Source organism: Luteimonas flava (genome assembly GCF_036584485.1).
Classification (GTDB): domain Bacteria; phylum Pseudomonadota; class Gammaproteobacteria; order Xanthomonadales; family Xanthomonadaceae; genus Luteimonas; species Luteimonas flava.
Genome location: NZ_JAZHBM010000002.1, coordinates 290,504 through 307,633, shown reverse-complemented (window position 1 = coordinate 307,633; position 17,130 = coordinate 290,504). Strand labels below are relative to the sequence as shown.

Sequence of the window (17,130 nt, the reverse complement as noted above, 5' to 3'; positions counted from 1 at the left end):
CCCGTGCTCAGGCGGCGTCGGCCGCGATCAGGGCCTGATGCGCGCCCACGCCCGCGAGCAGTCCCGACGCCACCGCGAGCGGCACGCTGTGCATCGGCTGGCTCAGATCGCCGGCCGCGAACACGCCGGGCACGCTCGTCTGCTTGAACGCGTCCACGCGCAGATGCGGACCCAGCGGACCCGTGTCCTGCGCGCAGCCGAGCATCTCGGCCAGACCGTCGACCGGTTCGACACGCGAGCCGACGAACAGCGCCTCGATCGCGATGCTGCGGCCATCACTCAGACGCACGCCGTCCAGCGCCGGCGCATCGCCGAGCAGTTCGACGACCGGTACGCGTTCCAGCGTCACGCCACGGTTCGCGAGCTTGCGCGCGTCGTCGGCGTCGGGCTCGAAACCGTCCTCGAGAAAACAGGTCGTCGGGCCCCAGTCGGGCAGCATCCGCGCGCGGTGCAGGCCCATCGCATCGCCGGCGAAGACCCCCAGCGCGCGGCCCGCCACCTCGAAGCCGTGGCAGTACGGACAATGCAGCACGCTGCGGCCCCAGCGCGCCTGCAGACCGTCGAGCGGCGGCAGCACATCGCGCACGCCGCCGGCCAGGATCAGCGTGCGGGCTTGCACCGTCTGTCCGTCCGCGAGCACGAGCGAGAACCCGTCTGCATCCGCGCCGGCCTCGATGGCCTCCCCCGCGATGACCGTCGCCGTGGGATAGCGCAGCAGCTCCGCCCGGCCCTGCGCCAGCAGCGTGGCCGGCGGCGTGCCGTCGTGGCCGAACACGTTGTGCACGGCGTCTGCGAACCGGTTGCGCGGCTGGCCCGCATCGACCACCAGCACCCGGCGCCGCGCACGCGCCATGGCCTGTGCCGCCGACAGCCCGGCGCTGCCACCCCCCACGATCACCGTGTCGTATCGCATCGCACACCTCACGTCACTTGAGTTGTTTCATGATGCGCGCCTGGCTCACTTCATGCAACTCGATAAGTGTCGAGACACGACTGCGGTATCGTGACCGCCCGCTCCGTTGCCTGCCCCATGCGCCCCGACAGCCGCCTCAGCCGCATGCTCCACGTGCTCATCCATCTGGCGGAGGCCGACGGCCGCGCGACGTCGGAGGAGATCGCGGCGATGCTGGGCACCAATCCCGTCGTCGTGCGTCGGACCATGGCTGGACTGCGCGACCACGGCTACGTGCGATCGGAAAAAGGCCACGGCGGCGGCTGGTCGCTCGCGACGCCGCTCGCCGACATCAGCCTGCTCGACATCCACGCAGCGCTGGGATCGCCCGCTCCGTTCGCGTTCGGCCTGGCGAACGACGACCCGGACTGTCTGGTGGAGAAGGCGGTCAACGCCCATCTCAGCGATGCGATGGCAGACGCCGAAGCGCTGCTCCGCGCACGTCTGGCCGCGGTGACGCTGGCCGACATCGCCGCCGATTTCCAGAAGCGCCTGGCGAGCGGCGGACGCCGCCGCGGCGCGCGCTGATTCTCGAATCCGGCGCTCTGCGCGCCACCGTGACTTCAAGCACGCGATGCCGCGCCGTAATGGCCCGATGCTCGCGGCCATGCAACCGGGAATGCTGCCCATGTCCGTCCATCGCGCCGCGCTCGTCGCAGGCCTGCTCGTCGCGTCGCTCACGGTGCACGCGTCCGACGGCGACACCACACCCCGGCTGTCCTCCGACCAGTGCGAAATCTCGACGCCGTACAACGTGCTCGTCGATACCGGCGGCGTGTGGCTCTATCGCGACAGCGGCGTGCCGAAGGAGATCTTCTTCCACGACGGCACGCTCAGCGTGGACCGCGCGTTGCAGACCGTCAGCGCCGCGGATGCCGCGCGGCTGCGCCGGCTGGAATCGGGTGCGCGCACGCTGATGCCGCAGGTCACCTCGGTGGCGCGCGAAAGCACTGGTATCGCGTTCGATGCATTGGCCGGGGTGGTCGAAGTGATGACCGGCAGTGCGCGCAAGGTGCGCCAGGTCGAGCGTTACCGCACCGACGCGCTCGGCTACATCGACGCCACGCTCGGCACCGGGCGCTGGGACCAGGACGTGTTCGGCGACGGCTTCGAATCGCGCATCGAGGACGCGGCCGAACGCATGACCGGCAGCCTCGGTCGCAGTGTGATGTGGCAGGTGTTCACGGGCCGCGCCGACCGCATGGATGCGCGCGCCGAACGCATGGAAGCCGATCTCGACCGCAGGATCGAAGCGCGCAGTGCCGCGCTCGAAGCGCAGGCTGACGCGTTGTGCACGCAGGTGCGCGAACTGCAGTCGATCCAGGCCGCACTCGACTACCGCCTCGACGGCCAGCGGCTGGTGATGCTGGAAGACGCGCCGCGCGGCGACGCCGATGCGTCGGTGTCCAGGACACGGTCCACGCCCTGATCGCCATGCGACACGCTCGCGTCTGCCTTCCGCCGGCAATCGCGTCGAGAGCGTTCAGCATCCCGATCTCGGTCCACGCGACGCGGCGTGGGACAATGGGCGCATGGGCGATTCCGACTCCACCTCGCCGGCCACACCCGCGGCCGACGCGCCGCCGCGCGCGCTGAACGACGCGCTCAAGGCCGACATCCGCGCCGCGTACGCGAAGCTGCAGGCGAACACGCCGGGCTTCAGTACGCGCCGCTCGCAGAGCGCGATGATCGGGCTGGTGTCGCGCGCGCTCGCGACCTCGGGCGGCATCGGCGTGGCCGAAGCACCGACCGGCGTCGGCAAGTCGCTCGCCTACCTGACCGCGGGCGTGCCGATCGCGCTGGCGACGAAAAAGAAGCTGGTGATCAGCACCGGGACGGTGGCGCTGCAGTCGCAGCTGGTGGAACGCGACATTCCGGCATTCCTCGCCGCGACCGGGCTGGAGGCCCGCGTCGCGCTGGCCAAGGGCCGCACGCGGTACCTGTGCACGCGCAACGCCGCCGAACTGCACGCCGAGCACAGCCAGGGCACGATGCTGCTCGATGGCGCCGGGCCCGACGAGGGCGGCGACTACGAGCGCCAGCTCTACGATCGCCCGCTGGCGCCGCATGAAGTGGACGCTGCGCGGCGCCTGCTCGAAGCGCATGCGGACCGGCAATGGGACGGCGATCTCGACACGGCGCCCGAACCCGTGTCGCCTGCATTGCGCACGCGCATCACCACGCCCGCATCGAGTTGCGCCGGGCGCCGCTGCAGCTTCGCCCAGCAGTGTCCGGTGCTGAAAGTCCGCAACACCGTGCGCGAGGCGCAGATCGTCGTGACCAATCACGCGCTGCTGCTGTCGTCGCTCGCGATGGGCGACATCGAGAACGGCCAGCCGCTGCTGGCGCCGCCAAGCGAGATGCTGCTGGTGCTCGACGAGGGCCACCACGTGGCAAACGTCGCGATCGACCAGGGCGCGGCGCGCCTGCCGCTGGCCGACATGGCCAAGCGCACCAGCCGCATGCAGATCCTGATCGCCGGCAGCTATCGGCTGGTCGACAAGGAACGCATCGGCACCTTGCTGCCGAACGAGGCGATCGAACTCGCATCGCGCGTGTCGAAGGGGCTCAAGGCGTTCCAGCTCGACGTCGACCGCGTCTGGCAGCCCGAGCCCGGCGACCGCGACCCGATGTGGCGCGCACCGCTCGGCCGTCTGCCCGAGGACTGGGCGCCCGCGATCGAAACCCTCGGCGACGACACGCGCGCCCTGTTCAACTGGGTGCACGCCGCGCAGCAGGCCGTTGCGCGGACCAAGCAGGAAGACCCGGCGCGCGAGAAGCTGCAGCGCAGTCTCGGCATGGCGCTGGAGATGGTCGAGCAGCAGCACGAGCTGTGGACCGGCTGGCGACGCGAGGACCGCGAAGGCGCACCGCCGATGGCGCGCTGGGTCACCGCGACACGCGATGGCGATCTCGCCCTGCACTGCTCGCCGGTGTCGGCCGCGCACGTGCTGCGCACCCTGCTGTGGAAGGAGATCGATTCGGTCGTGATGACCTCGGCCACGCTGACCGGCGGCGGCGATTTCCAGTCGTTCGCGATCGACACCGGCCTGCCCGATCACGCCGAGACCGCTTCGCTGCCGTCGCCGTTCGATCTGCCGAACCAGGCGCAGCTGGTGGTGCCGCAGTTCCCGGTGGCGCCCGACGATCGCGAAGGTCACCCGAAGGCCGTCGCCGAATGGCTTGCGCGCGAGCTCGACTGGCACAAAGGCAGCATGGTGCTCTTCACCTCGCGCTGGAAGATGGAGAAGGTCGCCGAACTGATGCCGGCCTCGCGCCGCGGCGCGATCCAGGTGCAGAGCAGCGGCAACAAGTCGCAGGTCGTCGCAGCCCACCTCGAACGCGTCGCCGCCGGCAAGGGCTCGGTGCTGTTCGGCCTCAACTCGTTCGGCGAAGGTCTGGACCTGCCGGGCGAGGCCTGCACGACGGTCGTCATCACCCAGGTGCCGTTCGCGGTGCCGACCGATCCGCAGACGGCGACGCTCGGCGAGTGGCTCGAAGCGCGCGGGCAGAATCCGTTCAACCTGATCGCGATTCCGCACGCGTTGCGCACACTGACCCAGTTCGCTGGCCGCCTGATCCGGACCTCGACCGATACCGGCCGCGTGGTGATCCTCGACTCGCGCCTGCTCAACCGCCGCTACGGCAAACGCATCCTCGATGCGCTGCCGCCGTTCAAGCGTGTGATCGGCTGAGCGCAGCCCGCAACACAGCGCATATTCCGCTTTCGATTTGGAAACCTCCCCCTCTGGGAGAGCGCCTGCCCCGGACTCGATCCGGGGTCGACGCGCATCGCGCGTCGGGTGAGGGCGCGGCGCTGCGGAAGGTACAACGACGCCTAGCTTTCCTCGAACAACCCCGCCTGCACCGGCAGCTCATCCGGCTCGCGGAATCCGCCGATCCCCACACCGACCAGTCGATACCGCGTCGACGCCGGCAGCTCCACGCGCTCGCGCAACGCCAGCGCGATCCGCGTCAGTTCCGCCTGCGACGCGGGCGGCGCATCCGGCGTGAAGCTGCGCGTGAGGATGCGGAACTGCGAGGTCTTGAGCTTCAGCACCACTGTGCGGCCGACACGCGCGGTCTTGCGCGTCGCCGCCCACGTCTTCTCGGCGAGCCGCTCGATCATCGGCGCCAGCGCCTCGAGCGGCAGATCGGTTTCGAACGTGTCCTCGGACGAGATCGACTGCACCGGCTGGTCCGGTTCCACCGGCCGGTCGTCGATGCCGAGTGCGCGCTGGTGCAGACGCACCCCGAACGTGCCGAAGCGCCGCTCGAGCGTCTCGCGCGACAGGCCGCGCAGATCGCCGACCGTGGCGACACCGAGCTCGGCCAGCTTCTTCTCCATGACCTTGCCGACGCCGGGAATCAGGCCGACCTTGAGCGGCAGCAGGAACGCGTCGATCTGCGCCGGCTTCACCACGTACAGCCCATCGGGCTTGTTCCAGTCCGAGGCGATCTTGGCGATGAACTTGTTCGGCGCCACGCCGGCCGAGGCCGTCAGCTGCGTCGCTTCGCGGATCTGCGCGCGGATCGCCTGCGCGGTCGCCGTCGCACTGGGCGAGGGAATCTTCGGATCGGTGACATCGAGATAGGCCTCGTCCAGCGACAACGGCTGTACCAGATCGGTGTGCGCGTGGAAGATCTCGCGCACCTGCCGCGACACGGCCTTGTAACGGGCGAAATCCGGCGGCACGAACACCGCGTCCGGGCACAGGCGCTCGGCGGTCACGGCCGGCATCGCCGAGCGCACCCCGAACGGGCGGGCTTCATACGACGCCGCGCAGACCACCGAGCGTGCGCCGCGCCAGGCCACGACCACCGGCCGCCCGCGCAGCGACGGATCGTCGCGCTGTTCGACCGAAGCGTAGAACGCGTCCATGTCGATGTGGAGGATCTTGCGCACCGCTGCATTATCGTCGTTCCGGTCGCACTGACTGCGTCCGGTCCACGATTCCTGCACGCGGATTCGACCCGCTGCTCACGATTGCCGGCGCAGGCTTTCTGCTCCCATCGAGGGAGCAGTGTCATGCCCCGCGGCGACAAATCGTCCTACACGGACAAGCAGAAACGACAGGCTGAACACGTGGAGGCTTCGGAGCGCGACAAGGGCCGGTCGAAGGCGGATGCCGAGCGCATCGCCTGGGCCACGGTCAACAAGCAGGATGGCGGCGGCAAGCAATCCGGCTCGGGCCGCAAGGGCCATTGAAGCCGCTCAGGCGTCGGTGCCTTCGACCGGCAGTCGCACGATCGCGACCGTGGCATCGTCCGGATCGGTGGTGATCGAGAATCCCAGTTGGCGGCACATCGCCAGCATCGTGGTGTTCTCGCGCAGCACCTGGCCTTCGACGACGCGCAGCCCCTGCCAGCGGGCGTATTCGATCATGATCCGCATCAGCCGCCAGCCGAGCCCGGCGCCCTTGAGGTCGGAGCGCACCATGATCCCGTACTCGCCGGTGTCGTAGTTCGCATCGGCGAGCAGACGCACCGCGCCCAGCATCTCGCCGGTATCCGGGTCGATCGCCGCCAGCGCGATCGAGCGCGCGTAGTCGAGCTGGGTGAGCCGCGCGATGAACTCGTGGCTGAAATGCCGCACGGCGCTGAAGAAGCGCAGCCGCAGGTCCTCGGTGCTGACCTGTTCGAAGAAGCGCCGGAACATCGCCTCGTCTTCCGGGCGTACCGGCCGCACGAAGGCCGTGTTCCCGTTCGACAGCGTGATCGTCCGCTCCCACTCCACCGGATACGGAAAGATCGCGAAGCGCGGATGGCCGCGACCCTTGTGCAGACGTTTGACCGGCGCGAGCGCGATGCGCGCGTCGACCGCGATCACGCCGTCGCGATCCGCGAGCAGCGGGTTGATGTCGAGTTCCAGGAGCTCCGGAATGTCGGCCGCCATCTGCGCGAGCTTCACCAGCACCAGCGCGACCGCGCGTTCGTCGGCTGCCGGCACATCGCGATAGGCCTTGAGCATGCGCGACGCGCGCGTGCGCCCGATCAGCTCGTGCGCGAGACGCAGGTCCAGCGGCGGCAGCATCAGGGCCTTGTCGTCGATGACGTCGACCGCCGTACCGCCGCGGCCGAACACGATCACCGGGCCGAAGGTCGGATCGTCGGCAATACCGGCGATGAGTTCACGCGCCTTGGGCCGCACGGCCATCGCATGCACGGTGACACCGTCAATTTGCGCAGCGGGCTGCAATGTGCGTGCGCGCTGCAGGATGTCTTCGGCCGCCTGACGCACGGCCTGCGGCGTCGTGAGGTTCAGGCGCACACCGTCGACATCGGATTTGTGCGGAATGTCGGCCGCGTCGATCTTCACCGCGACCGCGACGCCACGCGCGAACAGTTGTTCCGCGGCCGCGACCGCTGCATCGGCGTCGCGTGCGCGCGAGACTTCGGCGACCGGAATGCCGTAGGCATCGAGCAGACGCGCGGTCGCCACCGGGTCGAGCAGACGATTTCCGGAGGCCAGGGCCGCATCGACGACAGAACGCGCCGCCGGCAGATCGACGACGAAATCGTCCGGCAGGCTCGGCGGTGTCTCCATCAGCGCCCGCTGCGCCTCGTGGTGACGCGCGAGATACATGAAACCCCGCACCGCATCGGCTTCGCTGTCGTAGACCGGAATGCCGGCGTCGCCAAGTGTCCTGCGCGCCTCTGGCTGGTCGCCATGCCAGACGGCGAGCACCGGCTTGCGCGCGCCGGTGCGCGGACGTGCCTGCACGGTGCGCACCACGGCATCCGCCACTTCATCGGGATCCGACAGCACGGTGGGTACCTGCATCACCAGCACCGCATCGTTATCGCGATCGTCGAGCAGCGCCTCCAGCGCGACCGCATATCGAGTGCCGTCGGCATCGCCGAGCATGTCCACGGCATTGCGGCGCGACCAGCCGCGCGGGAACGCGCCATCGAGCGCCGAAACCGTGGCCTCGGACAACGACGCGCGGGTACCGCCCAGATCCACCAGGCGATCGAGCGCGAGCATGCCGACGCCGATGCCGTTGGTCATCACCGCGAGTCGGTTGCCCGGCACGCCGCCCAGATGCGACAGGGTTTCGGCGGCCGCGAACAGTTCGTCGAGCGCATGCACGCGCAGCAGTCCCGCACGCCGGAACGCGGCGTCGTAGACGGCATCCGGCGCTGCCAATGCTGCAGCGTGGGTGATCGCCGCCGTGTCGCGTCGCGCATGCCGGCCGGGTTTGACCACGACCACCGGCTTGGCGCGCGCCGCCGCACGCGCGGCGGACAGGAACTTGCGCGCATCACGCACGCGCTCGACGTACAGCAGGATCGCGCGGGTATGCCGGTCGGTCGCGAAGTAGTCGAGCAGGTCGGCAAAGTCGACATCGAGCGCGTCGCCAAGCGAGGCCACGGCGGAGAACCCGATGCCCCGCGGCCGGCTCCACTCGATCATGCCTGCCGCCACGGCGCCGGATTGCGAGATCAGGGCGAGATCGCCGGGGATCGGCGCATGCGCGGCGAAACTGGCGAACAGCTTCGCGTGTGGCGCGATCACGCCGAGACAGTTCGGCCCCACGATGCGCAGCCCGCGCGCGCGCGCGACTTCGGCCAGCGCGGCGTTGTGCGAACCGGTGCCTTCGCCCATGTCGCGCGTCAGCACGATCGCGGCCTTGGCACCCGCGCTGGCCGCGGCATCCGCGATGCCTGCCACGTCCGCCGGCGGGACGGCGATCACCACCAGTTCCGGTACGAACGGCAGCGCCGCCAGCGACGGCGACGCTTCGACGCCATCGATCGACGCATAGCGCGGATTGACCAGACCGATCGGCCCCGCGAACCCGCCGGCGCGCAGCTGCTGCAGCACCAGCCGCCCGAGTGACCGCGCGCGCGGACTCGCGCCGACGACGACCACCGACGCGGGATGGAACACGGACTGGAGTGCGTACGTACTCATCGCGGCATGCGCGGTCATTCAAGACGAGCGCAGACGATACACGAGCGTCCGTCTGCGATTCCGCTCGATCGCCCCGCGGGATTTCGCCAGATGCCGTTGCCACAGGCGCATCATCATGCGCGAGCAATGCTTCGTAGGATGGTTCGAGCAACGCGGAACCCATCGAAGAACTGGCGGGCGATCTGGATTCCGACGCGGATCGCGCCACATGAAACTCGTCCACGTCATCCGACTCACGGACTCGACACATCAACTGCAGACGAATCTGATCGAAGCCGCGATTCACACACAGCCGGACCGCTCACGACTCTGTTCATCGCGCATCGGCTTCAACGCCTCGAGCGCGTCGTCTAAGCTGCCGCCATGAGCGACCCAGACGATTTCCAGCTGCGCATCCGCCTCGGGGAGATGATGCTCGGCCCGGGCAAAGCCGATCTGCTCGATGGCATCCGGCAGACGGGTTCGATCTCAGCGGCCGGTCGCCGCATGTCGATGAGTTATCGCCGCGCCTGGCAACTCGTCGAACAGCTCAACCTGTACTTCGGTGCCCCGGTCGTCGCCACGCTGACCGGCGGACGCGGTGGCGGTGGTGCGGAGCTCACCGCGCTTGGCGAAGATATCCTGTCGACCTACCGCCGCATACAGCAACACAGCGCCGCCACGATCGCCGACGATCTCGCCCACTTGCGCGATCTTCGCAAATAGCGATGCGACAACTTCCGCTTTTCCCGCAGGCGCGACCCATCGTGTTCTCGCGCCTCAAAAGCGCACAAGCACGCTCTCGTAGGATGGGAAGAGCGAACCGAAACCCATCGCCCGTCGCCCCGATCCGCCTGATCGCCTGAAGCCTCGAGTCCCGGCGCGCCGTAGCAAGACAACACAGCGCCTTCCCTCGAGCAGCTGATATATCGCATGCGCCTCCATTCGCAGCCGGATTCTGAGCGAACGGAGATTATCTAGCGACACCCGACGACTAAATATTCTCGCGTCATGTGCTGACAACTGACTTACTGACGCCCTAACGCCCTGACTTTCCCACTTTCTCACTTTCCCACGTTCTCTCGCGCCATCGTCAAATGTCATGCAAAGAAAAACCCCCGCCGGAGAACCGGCGGGGGTTTTGGGTAAAAACCCTGGCGATGACCTACTCTCGCATGCTAGATGCACACTACCATCGGCGCATGTACGTTTCACTTCCGAGTTCGGAATGGGATCGGGTGGTTCCATACAGCTATAGTCACCAGGGAGAGGGTGGAGGGTCGCAGGTCGGTCCGGTGATCGGTCGCAGGGATGCGATCGAAAGTGGGACTGACAGCGCTCACGCTCTCAGAGGTTGGGAAGTAGCGAACATTTTTGACGACTCATTCGTGTCGTTGGCCAAGGATGCTTCGGTAGAAGCAACTTGAGGTTATATGGTCAAGCCACACGGATCATTAGTACTGGTTAGCTCAACACATTACTGTGCTTACACACCCAGCCTATCAACCACCTGGTCTTGATGGTTCCTTCAGGGGAGTCAAGCTCCCGGGAGATCTCATCTTGAGGCGCGCTTCCCGCTTAGATGCTTTCAGCGGTTATCGCTTCCGAACATAGCTACCCGGCAGTGCCACTGGCGTGACAACCGGAACACCAGAGGTTCGTCCACTCCGGTCCTCTCGTACTAGGAGCAGCCCCTCTCAAATCTCCAACGCCCATGGCAGATAGGGACCGAACTGTCTCACGACGTTCTGAACCCAGCTCGCGTACCACTTTAAATGGCGAACAGCCATACCCTTGGGACCGACTACAGCCCCAGGATGTGATGAGCCGACATCGAGGTGCCAAACACCGCCGTCGATATGAACTCTTGGGCGGTATCAGCCTGTTATCCCCGGAGTACCTTTTATCCGTTGAGCGATGGCCCTTCCATACAGAACCACCGGATCACTAAGTCCTAGTTTCCTACCTGCTTGATCCGTCGATCTCGCAGTCAAGCACGCTTATGCCTTTGCACACAGTGCGCGATGTCCGACCGCGCTGAGCGTACCTTCGAGCTCCTCCGTTACTCTTTGGGAGGAGACCGCCCCAGTCAAACTACCCACCATACATGGTCCCCGATCCGGATAACGGACCTAGGTTAGAACGTCAAGCACGACAGGGTGGTATTTCAAGGTTGGCTCCACCACAGCTAGCGCCATGGTTTCAAAGCCTCCCACCTATCCTACACAGACGAACTCAACGTTCAATGTAAAGCTATAGTAAAGGTTCACGGGGTCTTTCCGTCTTGCCACGGGAACGCTGCATCTTCACAGCGATTTCAATTTCACTGAGTCTCGGGTGGAGACAGCGCCGCCATCGTTACGCCATTCGTGCAGGTCGGAACTTACCCGACAAGGAATTTCGCTACCTTAGGACCGTTATAGTTACGGCCGCCGTTTACCGGGGCTTCGATCAAGAGCTTCGCCTTGCGGCTGACCCCATCAATTAACCTTCCGGCACCGGGCAGGCGTCAGACCCTATACGTCCACTTTCGTGTTTGCAGAGTCCTGTGTTTTTGATAAACAGTCGCAGCGGCCTGGTCACTGCGGCCCCCGATCGCTGTAGCCCGCATGGGCCACGATCAAGGGCGCACCTTCTCCCGAAGTTACGGTGCTATGTTGCCTAGTTCCTTCACCCGAGTTCTCTCAAGCGCCTTAGAATTCTCTTCCTACCCACCTGTGTCGGTTTACGGTACGGTCTGCATAAGCTGAAGCTTAGGGGCTTTTCCTGGAAGCGTGGTATCAGTCACTTCGCTCTAATGAGCTCGTCTCGGTGCTCGGAGTTAAAGGGTCCCGGATTTGCCTAAGACCCACTCCTACCGCCTTTCTCCAGGACAACCAACGCCTGGTAGACCTAACCTTCTCCGTCCCCCCATCGCACTTATGCGAGGTGCTGGAATATTAACCAGCTTCCCATCGACTACGCATTTCTGCCTCGCCTTAGGGGCCGACTCACCCTGCGTCGATTAACGTTGCGCAAGGAAACCTTGGGCTTTCGGCGTGGAGGCTTTTCACCCCCATTATCGTTACTCATGTCAGCATTCGCACTTCCGATACCTCCAGCAGACTTCTCAATCTGCCTTCGACGGCTTACGGAACGCTCCTCTACCGCGCACAACGAAGTTGTGCACCCCAAGCTTCGGTTTATCACTTAGCCCCGTTAAATCTTCCGCGCAGACCGACTCGACCAGTGAGCTATTACGCTTTCTTTAAAGGGTGGCTGCTTCTAAGCCAACCTCCTGGCTGTCTGTGCCTTTCCACATCGTTTCCCACTTAGTGATAATTTGGGACCTTAGCTGTGGGTCTGGGTTGTTTCCCTTTTCACGACGGACGTTAGCACCCGCCGTGTGTCTCCCATGCAGTCTGTCTTGGTATTCGGAGTTTGCAATGGTTTGGTAAGTCGCAATGACCCCCTAGCCATAACAGTGCTCTACCCCCAAGAAGATTCACATGAGGCGCTACCTAAATAGCTTTCGAGGAGAACCAGCTATCTCCGGGTTCGATTAGCTTTTCACTCCTAATCACACCTCATCCCCTACCTTTGCAACGGGAGTGGGTTCGGACCTCCAGTTGATGTTACTCAACCTTCATCCTGGGCATGACTAGATCACCCGGTTTCGGGTCTATTGCCCGCGACTATGCGCCCTTATCAGACTCGGTTTCCCTTCGCCTCCCCTATACGGTTAAGCTTGCCACGAACAATAAGTCGCTGACCCATTATACAAAAGGTACGCAGTCACCTCTTGCGAGGCTCCTACTGCTTGTACGCACACGGTTTCAGGGTCTATTTCACTCCCCTCTCCGGGGTTCTTTTCGCCTTTCCCTCACGGTACTGGTTCACTATCGGTCGGTCAGGAGTATTTAGCCTTGGAGGATGGTCCCCCCATGTTCAGACAGGGTTTCTCGTGCCCCGCCCTACTCATTTTTCATCGACATGGCCCTTTCGCATACAGGGCTATCACCTTCTATGGCCGGTCTTTCCAGGACCGTTTTGCTAGAACCATATCGACTTTTGGGCTGTTCCCCGTTCGCTCGTCACTACTCAGGGAATCTCGGTTGATTTCTTTTCCTACGGTTACTTAGATATTTCAGTTCACCGCGTTCGCCTCGTACAGCTATGTATTCACTGCACGATACCTCCTAGGAGGTGGGTTTCCCCATTCGGACATTACCGGATCAAAGCTTGTTGCCAGCTCCCCGATACTTTTCGCAGGCTACCACGTCCTTCATCGCCTCTGACCGCCAAGGCATCCACCGTGTGCGCTTATTCGCTTGACCATATAACCCCAAGTTGCCTCGGAGCCATACTTCTGTCGATGGGTACAAAGCATCGACGCAAATATAACGACTCAATTTACTAGGGACTCGAGGTCCCCGCCTTAGCCACACGACACGTATGAGTTCTTGTCTCAGACGCTCGCTACTTCCCTATTTTTCAAAGAACTGTCGTCAGGCCACAGTGCCTGTCGACATTCAAATCTGATGTGTGCGCAGCGATCGGTGAATCATCATCAAGAATGGTGGAGCCTGTCGGGATCGAACCGACGACCCCCTGCTTGCAAAGCAGGTGCTCTCCCAGCTGAGCTAAGGCCCCATGTGGTGGGTCTGGGAGGACTCGAACCACCGGCCTCACCCTTATCAGGGGTGCGCTCTAACCACCTGAGCTACAGACCCAGTCTTGCTTTTGATTACCAATCGTGCAGGTTACTTATGAGGACGCCTGGACAAGTCACGTGGTCTTGTCTCTAAAGGAGGTGATCCAGCCGCACCTTCCGATACGGCTACCTTGTTACGACTTCACCCCAGTCATCGGCCACACCGTGGCAAGCGCCCTCCCGAAGGTTAAGCTACCTGCTTCTGGTGCAACAAACTCCCATGGTGTGACGGGCGGTGTGTACAAGGCCCGGGAACGTATTCACCGCAGCAATGCTGATCTGCGATTACTAGCGATTCCGACTTCACGGAGTCGAGTTGCAGACTCCGATCCGGACTGAGAGAAGGTTTCTGGGATTGGCTTGCCCTCGCGGGTTTGCAGCCCTCTGTCCTTCCCATTGTAGTACGTGTGTAGCCCTGGCCGTAAGGGCCATGATGACTTGACGTCATCCCCACCTTCCTCCGGTTTGTCACCGGCGGTCTCCTTAGAGTTCCCACCATTACGTGCTGGCAACTAAGGACAAGGGTTGCGCTCGTTGCGGGACTTAACCCAACATCTCACGACACGAGCTGACGACAGCCATGCAGCACCTGTGTCACGGTTCCCGAAGGCACCAATCCATCTCTGGAAAGTTCCGTGCATGTCAAGGCCAGGTAAGGTTCTTCGCGTTGCATCGAATTAAACCACATACTCCACCGCTTGTGCGGGCCCCCGTCAATTCCTTTGAGTTTCAGTCTTGCGACCGTACTCCCCAGGCGGCGAACTTAACGCGTTAGCTTCGATACTGAGTTCCTAGTTGAACCCAACATCCAGTTCGCATCGTTTAGGGCGTGGACTACCAGGGTATCTAATCCTGTTTGCTCCCCACGCTTTCGTGCCTCAGTGTCAGTGCTGGTCCAGGTAGTCGCCTTCGCCACGGATGTTCCTCCCGATCTCTACGCATTTCACTGCTACACCGGGAATTCCACTACCCTCTACCGCACTCTAGCCTGCCAGTATCCAATGCAATTCCCAGGTTGAGCCCAGGGCTTTCACATCAGACTTAACAAACCACCTACGCACGCTTTACGCCCAGTAATTCCGAGTAACGCTTGCACCCTTCGTATTACCGCGGCTGCTGGCACGAAGTTAGCCGGTGCTTATTCTTTGGGTACCGTCAGAACAATCGGGTATTAACCGACTGCTTTTCTTTCCCAACAAAAGGGCTTTACAACCCGAAGGCCTTCTTCACCCACGCGGCATGGCTGGATCAGGCTTGCGCCCATTGTCCAATATTCCCCACTGCTGCCTCCCGTAGGAGTCTGGACCGTGTCTCAGTTCCAGTGTGGCTGATCATCCTCTCAGACCAGCTACGGATCGTCGCCTTGGTGGGCCTTTACCCCGCCAACTAGCTAATCCGACATCGGCTCATCTATCTGCGCGAAGCCCGAAGGTCCTCCGCTTTCACCCGTAGGTCGTATGCGGTATTAGCGTAAGTTTCCCTACGTTATCCCCCACAAATAGGCAGATTCCGATGTATTCCTCACCCGTCCGCCACTCGCCACCCAAGGAGCAAGCTCCTCTGTGCTGCCGTTCGACTTGCATGTGTTAGGCCTGCCGCCAGCGTTCACTCTGAGCCAGGATCAAACTCTTCACTTAAATGTTTCGACATCACCGAAGTGACATCTAATGCTTCGAGTGCAGATGTCTTTTCCAGAACTCGAACTACTCACCAGCATTTGCATGCTTTTGAATCTTTCTTGCTCTTTCTAGAACGTCTGCTAATGGACTCACGCCACCAGCCAGACGTCCGCATAAGTATCCTGCGCACACTGTCAAAGATCTGCGGAAGCGGCCTCAGCGCCTGCTTCCCACTGCTTCGTCGTTTCCTCCGAAGCGAGCCGCCCATGATAGCGCGGTTTTTGCTGCCGTCAACACCTCGTCGAGGGTGACTTTGAAGCGGCTTCCCCGTCCGGCCCGAAGGCGTTTCGTTGAAGCGAGCCGCACATGTTACCGCGACTTTCGAGTCTGTCAACACCGCGTGAAGGCTGTTGTCGTTCCCGTCCCGCTTGGCCCGCCGCTCCGAAGAGCAGCCCGCCGTGCGGGGCGCGAATTATGCATAGATGAAACCGGTTTGGGAACCCTTGGCGCACGATTTTTTTCTTGACGCTTCAACGGCGCTTGCCGAAGGTGGCTGCAGTCCACCCCGTCGGTACTTCCATGCGCGCTCTCCGTCTTCTTCTGCTCTCTCTGCTTGCCTCCTGTCTGCTGCCCGCCTGTGCGAGTGGCGGCGACTGGGTGGAGCTTGCGGGCAACCGCTACACCGTCGAAATCGCGGCGACCGACGAGGCACGCGCGCGCGGCCTGATGTTCCGCGACACGCTCGAAGAGGGGCACGGCATGCTCTTCATCCATGACAGCGAGGCGCCGCAGGCCTACTGGATGAAGAACACGCGTATCGCGCTCGACATCCTCTACTTCGACGATGCACGCAGGCTGGTGTCGCAGCAGCGCGACGTACCGCCATGTTCTGCCGGCAACCGCTGCCCGCCCTATCCGAGCACCGGTCCCGCGCGCTATGTGCTGGAGCTCAATGCAGGGGAAGCGCAGCGCATCGGCCTGAAGGACGGTGAGACGCTGACGCTGTCGCCCTCAATCCCGGCGCCCTGAGCCCAAGTCATCGCGATCCAGTGGCCACGCAGGCATCCACGCCATGAGTGATGCAGTGCAATTGCCCGAGTGGGCATCGTTATCGGGCACCGCGGATGCCGCGGTGCCCCTGTTCGCGTGCGCGCTGCTGATCGCCCGCGACGAATACCCCGCGCTGGACGCCGCGCATTGCGATGCGGTGCTGGAGTCGCATGCCCGGCATCTGCGGATCGAGGTCGACACGATCGGGCAGACGCCGCTGAAGATGCAGGCGATCAACCGGCATCTGTTCGAGGAGATCGGCTATGCCGGCAACCACGACACGTATTACGACCCGCGCAACAGTTATCTCAATGCGGTGATCGAACGGCGGCTCGGCAATCCGATCCTGTTGGCCGTGGTGCAGATGGAGGTCGCACGCCGGCTCGGCGTGGTGCTGGACGGCATTTCCTTCCCCGGCCACTTCCTGGTCCGGCTGCCGGTCGGCGACGGCATGCTGGTGATGGACCCGTTCAACGGCGGTCGACCACTCGACATCGAGGAACTGCGGTCACGCGCCGCGCCGCACGTCGACGGCGGTCCGCCGGACGACGACACGCTGGCCCGGCTGCTGCGCCCGGCCACGCCGCGGATGATGTTGATGCGGATGCTGCGCAACCTGCACGGCACTTACGCCGAAGCCGAGGACTGGGCCCGCGCCGTGCGCTGCGCCGATCGGCTGCTGTCGCTGGCGCCCGATGCGCCCGATGCCTTGCGCGATCGCGGCCTGGGCTATCTGGCGTTGGGCCATGTCACCGGTGCGCGCGAGGATCTGGGGCAGTACGTGGTGCGGTACCCGGACGCGTCGGATGTGGATGCGGTACGCGAGCAACTGGTCCACATCGGGCGCACACGCGACCGCGCGCACTAGTCAGATGTCATCGGCCCCGCGCATGCGGCCTCGCGGATGACCCGCCCTGAA

General features: G+C 63.9%; 10 protein-coding genes, 2 tRNA genes and 3 rRNA genes. 7 read left to right on the top strand and 8 right to left on the bottom strand.

Going from position 1 to position 17,130, the window contains the following annotated elements; translation table 11 throughout:
* Positions 1-7: 7 nt before the first annotated feature.
* Positions 8-913, bottom strand: coding sequence for an NAD(P)/FAD-dependent oxidoreductase (locus tag V3391_RS08435; RefSeq protein WP_332077990.1), 906 nt, complete (start codon positions 911-913; stop codon positions 8-10).
* A 117-nt stretch (positions 914-1,030) separates the two neighbouring features.
* Here V3391_RS08435 and V3391_RS08430 point away from each other — a divergent pair, with 117 nt between their 5' ends.
* From V3391_RS08430 to dinG, 3 genes are all read left to right on the top strand, one after another.
* Positions 1,031-1,480: an Rrf2 family transcriptional regulator gene (locus V3391_RS08430; protein ID WP_332077989.1), complete on the top strand. Its 450-nt coding sequence runs from the start codon at positions 1,031-1,033 to the stop codon at positions 1,478-1,480.
* Between the two features lie 100 nt (positions 1,481-1,580).
* Positions 1,581-2,381 carry a DUF2884 family protein gene (locus V3391_RS08425; protein WP_332077988.1) on the top strand — a complete coding sequence of 267 codons (801 nt, stop codon included), beginning with the start codon at positions 1,581-1,583 and terminating at the stop codon, positions 2,379-2,381.
* 103 nt (positions 2,382-2,484) lie between these two features.
* Positions 2,485-4,647 carry an ATP-dependent DNA helicase DinG gene (gene dinG, locus V3391_RS08420; RefSeq protein ID WP_332077987.1) on the top strand — a complete coding sequence of 721 codons (2,163 nt, stop codon included), beginning with the start codon at positions 2,485-2,487 and terminating at the stop codon, positions 4,645-4,647.
* A 143-nt stretch (positions 4,648-4,790) separates the two neighbouring features.
* On the opposite strand, the gene dinB is transcribed toward dinG, so the two are convergent.
* Positions 4,791-5,858: a DNA polymerase IV gene (gene dinB / locus V3391_RS08415; protein ID WP_332077986.1), complete on the bottom strand. Its 1,068-nt coding sequence runs from the start codon at positions 5,856-5,858 to the stop codon at positions 4,791-4,793.
* A 123-nt stretch (positions 5,859-5,981) separates the two neighbouring features.
* Between dinB and V3391_RS08410 the strand changes: the two genes are divergently transcribed.
* On the top strand, positions 5,982-6,161 hold the full coding sequence (locus V3391_RS08410; protein WP_332078751.1) for a hypothetical protein: 180 nt from the start codon (positions 5,982-5,984) through the stop codon (positions 6,159-6,161).
* A gap of 6 nt (positions 6,162-6,167) precedes the next feature.
* On the opposite strand, the gene V3391_RS08405 is transcribed toward V3391_RS08410, so the two are convergent.
* Complete coding sequence (locus V3391_RS08405) at positions 6,168-8,870, bottom strand: bifunctional acetate--CoA ligase family protein/GNAT family N-acetyltransferase (protein WP_332077985.1); 2,703 nt, start codon at positions 8,868-8,870, stop codon at positions 6,168-6,170.
* A gap of 363 nt (positions 8,871-9,233) precedes the next feature.
* Here V3391_RS08405 and V3391_RS08400 point away from each other — a divergent pair, with 363 nt between their 5' ends.
* Positions 9,234-9,575, top strand: a complete 342-nt coding sequence (locus V3391_RS08400; protein ID WP_332077984.1) for a winged helix-turn-helix domain-containing protein — start codon at positions 9,234-9,236, stop codon at positions 9,573-9,575.
* Between the two features lie 426 nt (positions 9,576-10,001).
* Here the strand turns inward: V3391_RS08400 and rrf are convergent.
* The 5 genes from rrf to V3391_RS08375 form a co-directional block, all read right to left on the bottom strand.
* Positions 10,002-10,115 (bottom strand): 5S ribosomal RNA (gene rrf, locus V3391_RS08395).
* Between the two features lie 167 nt (positions 10,116-10,282).
* Positions 10,283-13,165, bottom strand: a 23S ribosomal RNA gene (locus V3391_RS08390).
* A 240-nt stretch (positions 13,166-13,405) separates the two neighbouring features.
* Positions 13,406-13,481: transfer RNA gene (locus tag V3391_RS08385), tRNA-Ala, on the bottom strand.
* A 3-nt stretch (positions 13,482-13,484) separates the two neighbouring features.
* Positions 13,485-13,561: transfer RNA gene (locus tag V3391_RS08380), tRNA-Ile, on the bottom strand.
* A 73-nt stretch (positions 13,562-13,634) separates the two neighbouring features.
* Positions 13,635-15,179: ribosomal RNA gene (locus V3391_RS08375) — 16S ribosomal RNA — on the bottom strand.
* The 16S, 23S and 5S rRNA genes sit together here with 2 tRNA genes alongside, the layout of an rRNA operon.
* Before the next feature lie 561 nt (positions 15,180-15,740).
* On the opposite strand from V3391_RS08375, the gene V3391_RS08370 reads away from it, so the two are divergent.
* Both V3391_RS08370 and V3391_RS08365 read left to right on the top strand, forming a co-directional pair.
* Positions 15,741-16,190 (top strand): DUF192 domain-containing protein, encoded by a 450-nt coding sequence (locus V3391_RS08370; protein WP_332077983.1) that lies wholly within the window; start codon positions 15,741-15,743, stop codon positions 16,188-16,190.
* A 43-nt stretch (positions 16,191-16,233) separates the two neighbouring features.
* Complete coding sequence (locus tag V3391_RS08365) at positions 16,234-17,079, top strand: SirB1 family protein (protein ID WP_332077982.1); 846 nt, start codon at positions 16,234-16,236, stop codon at positions 17,077-17,079.
* Positions 17,080-17,130: the final 51 nt, after the last annotated feature.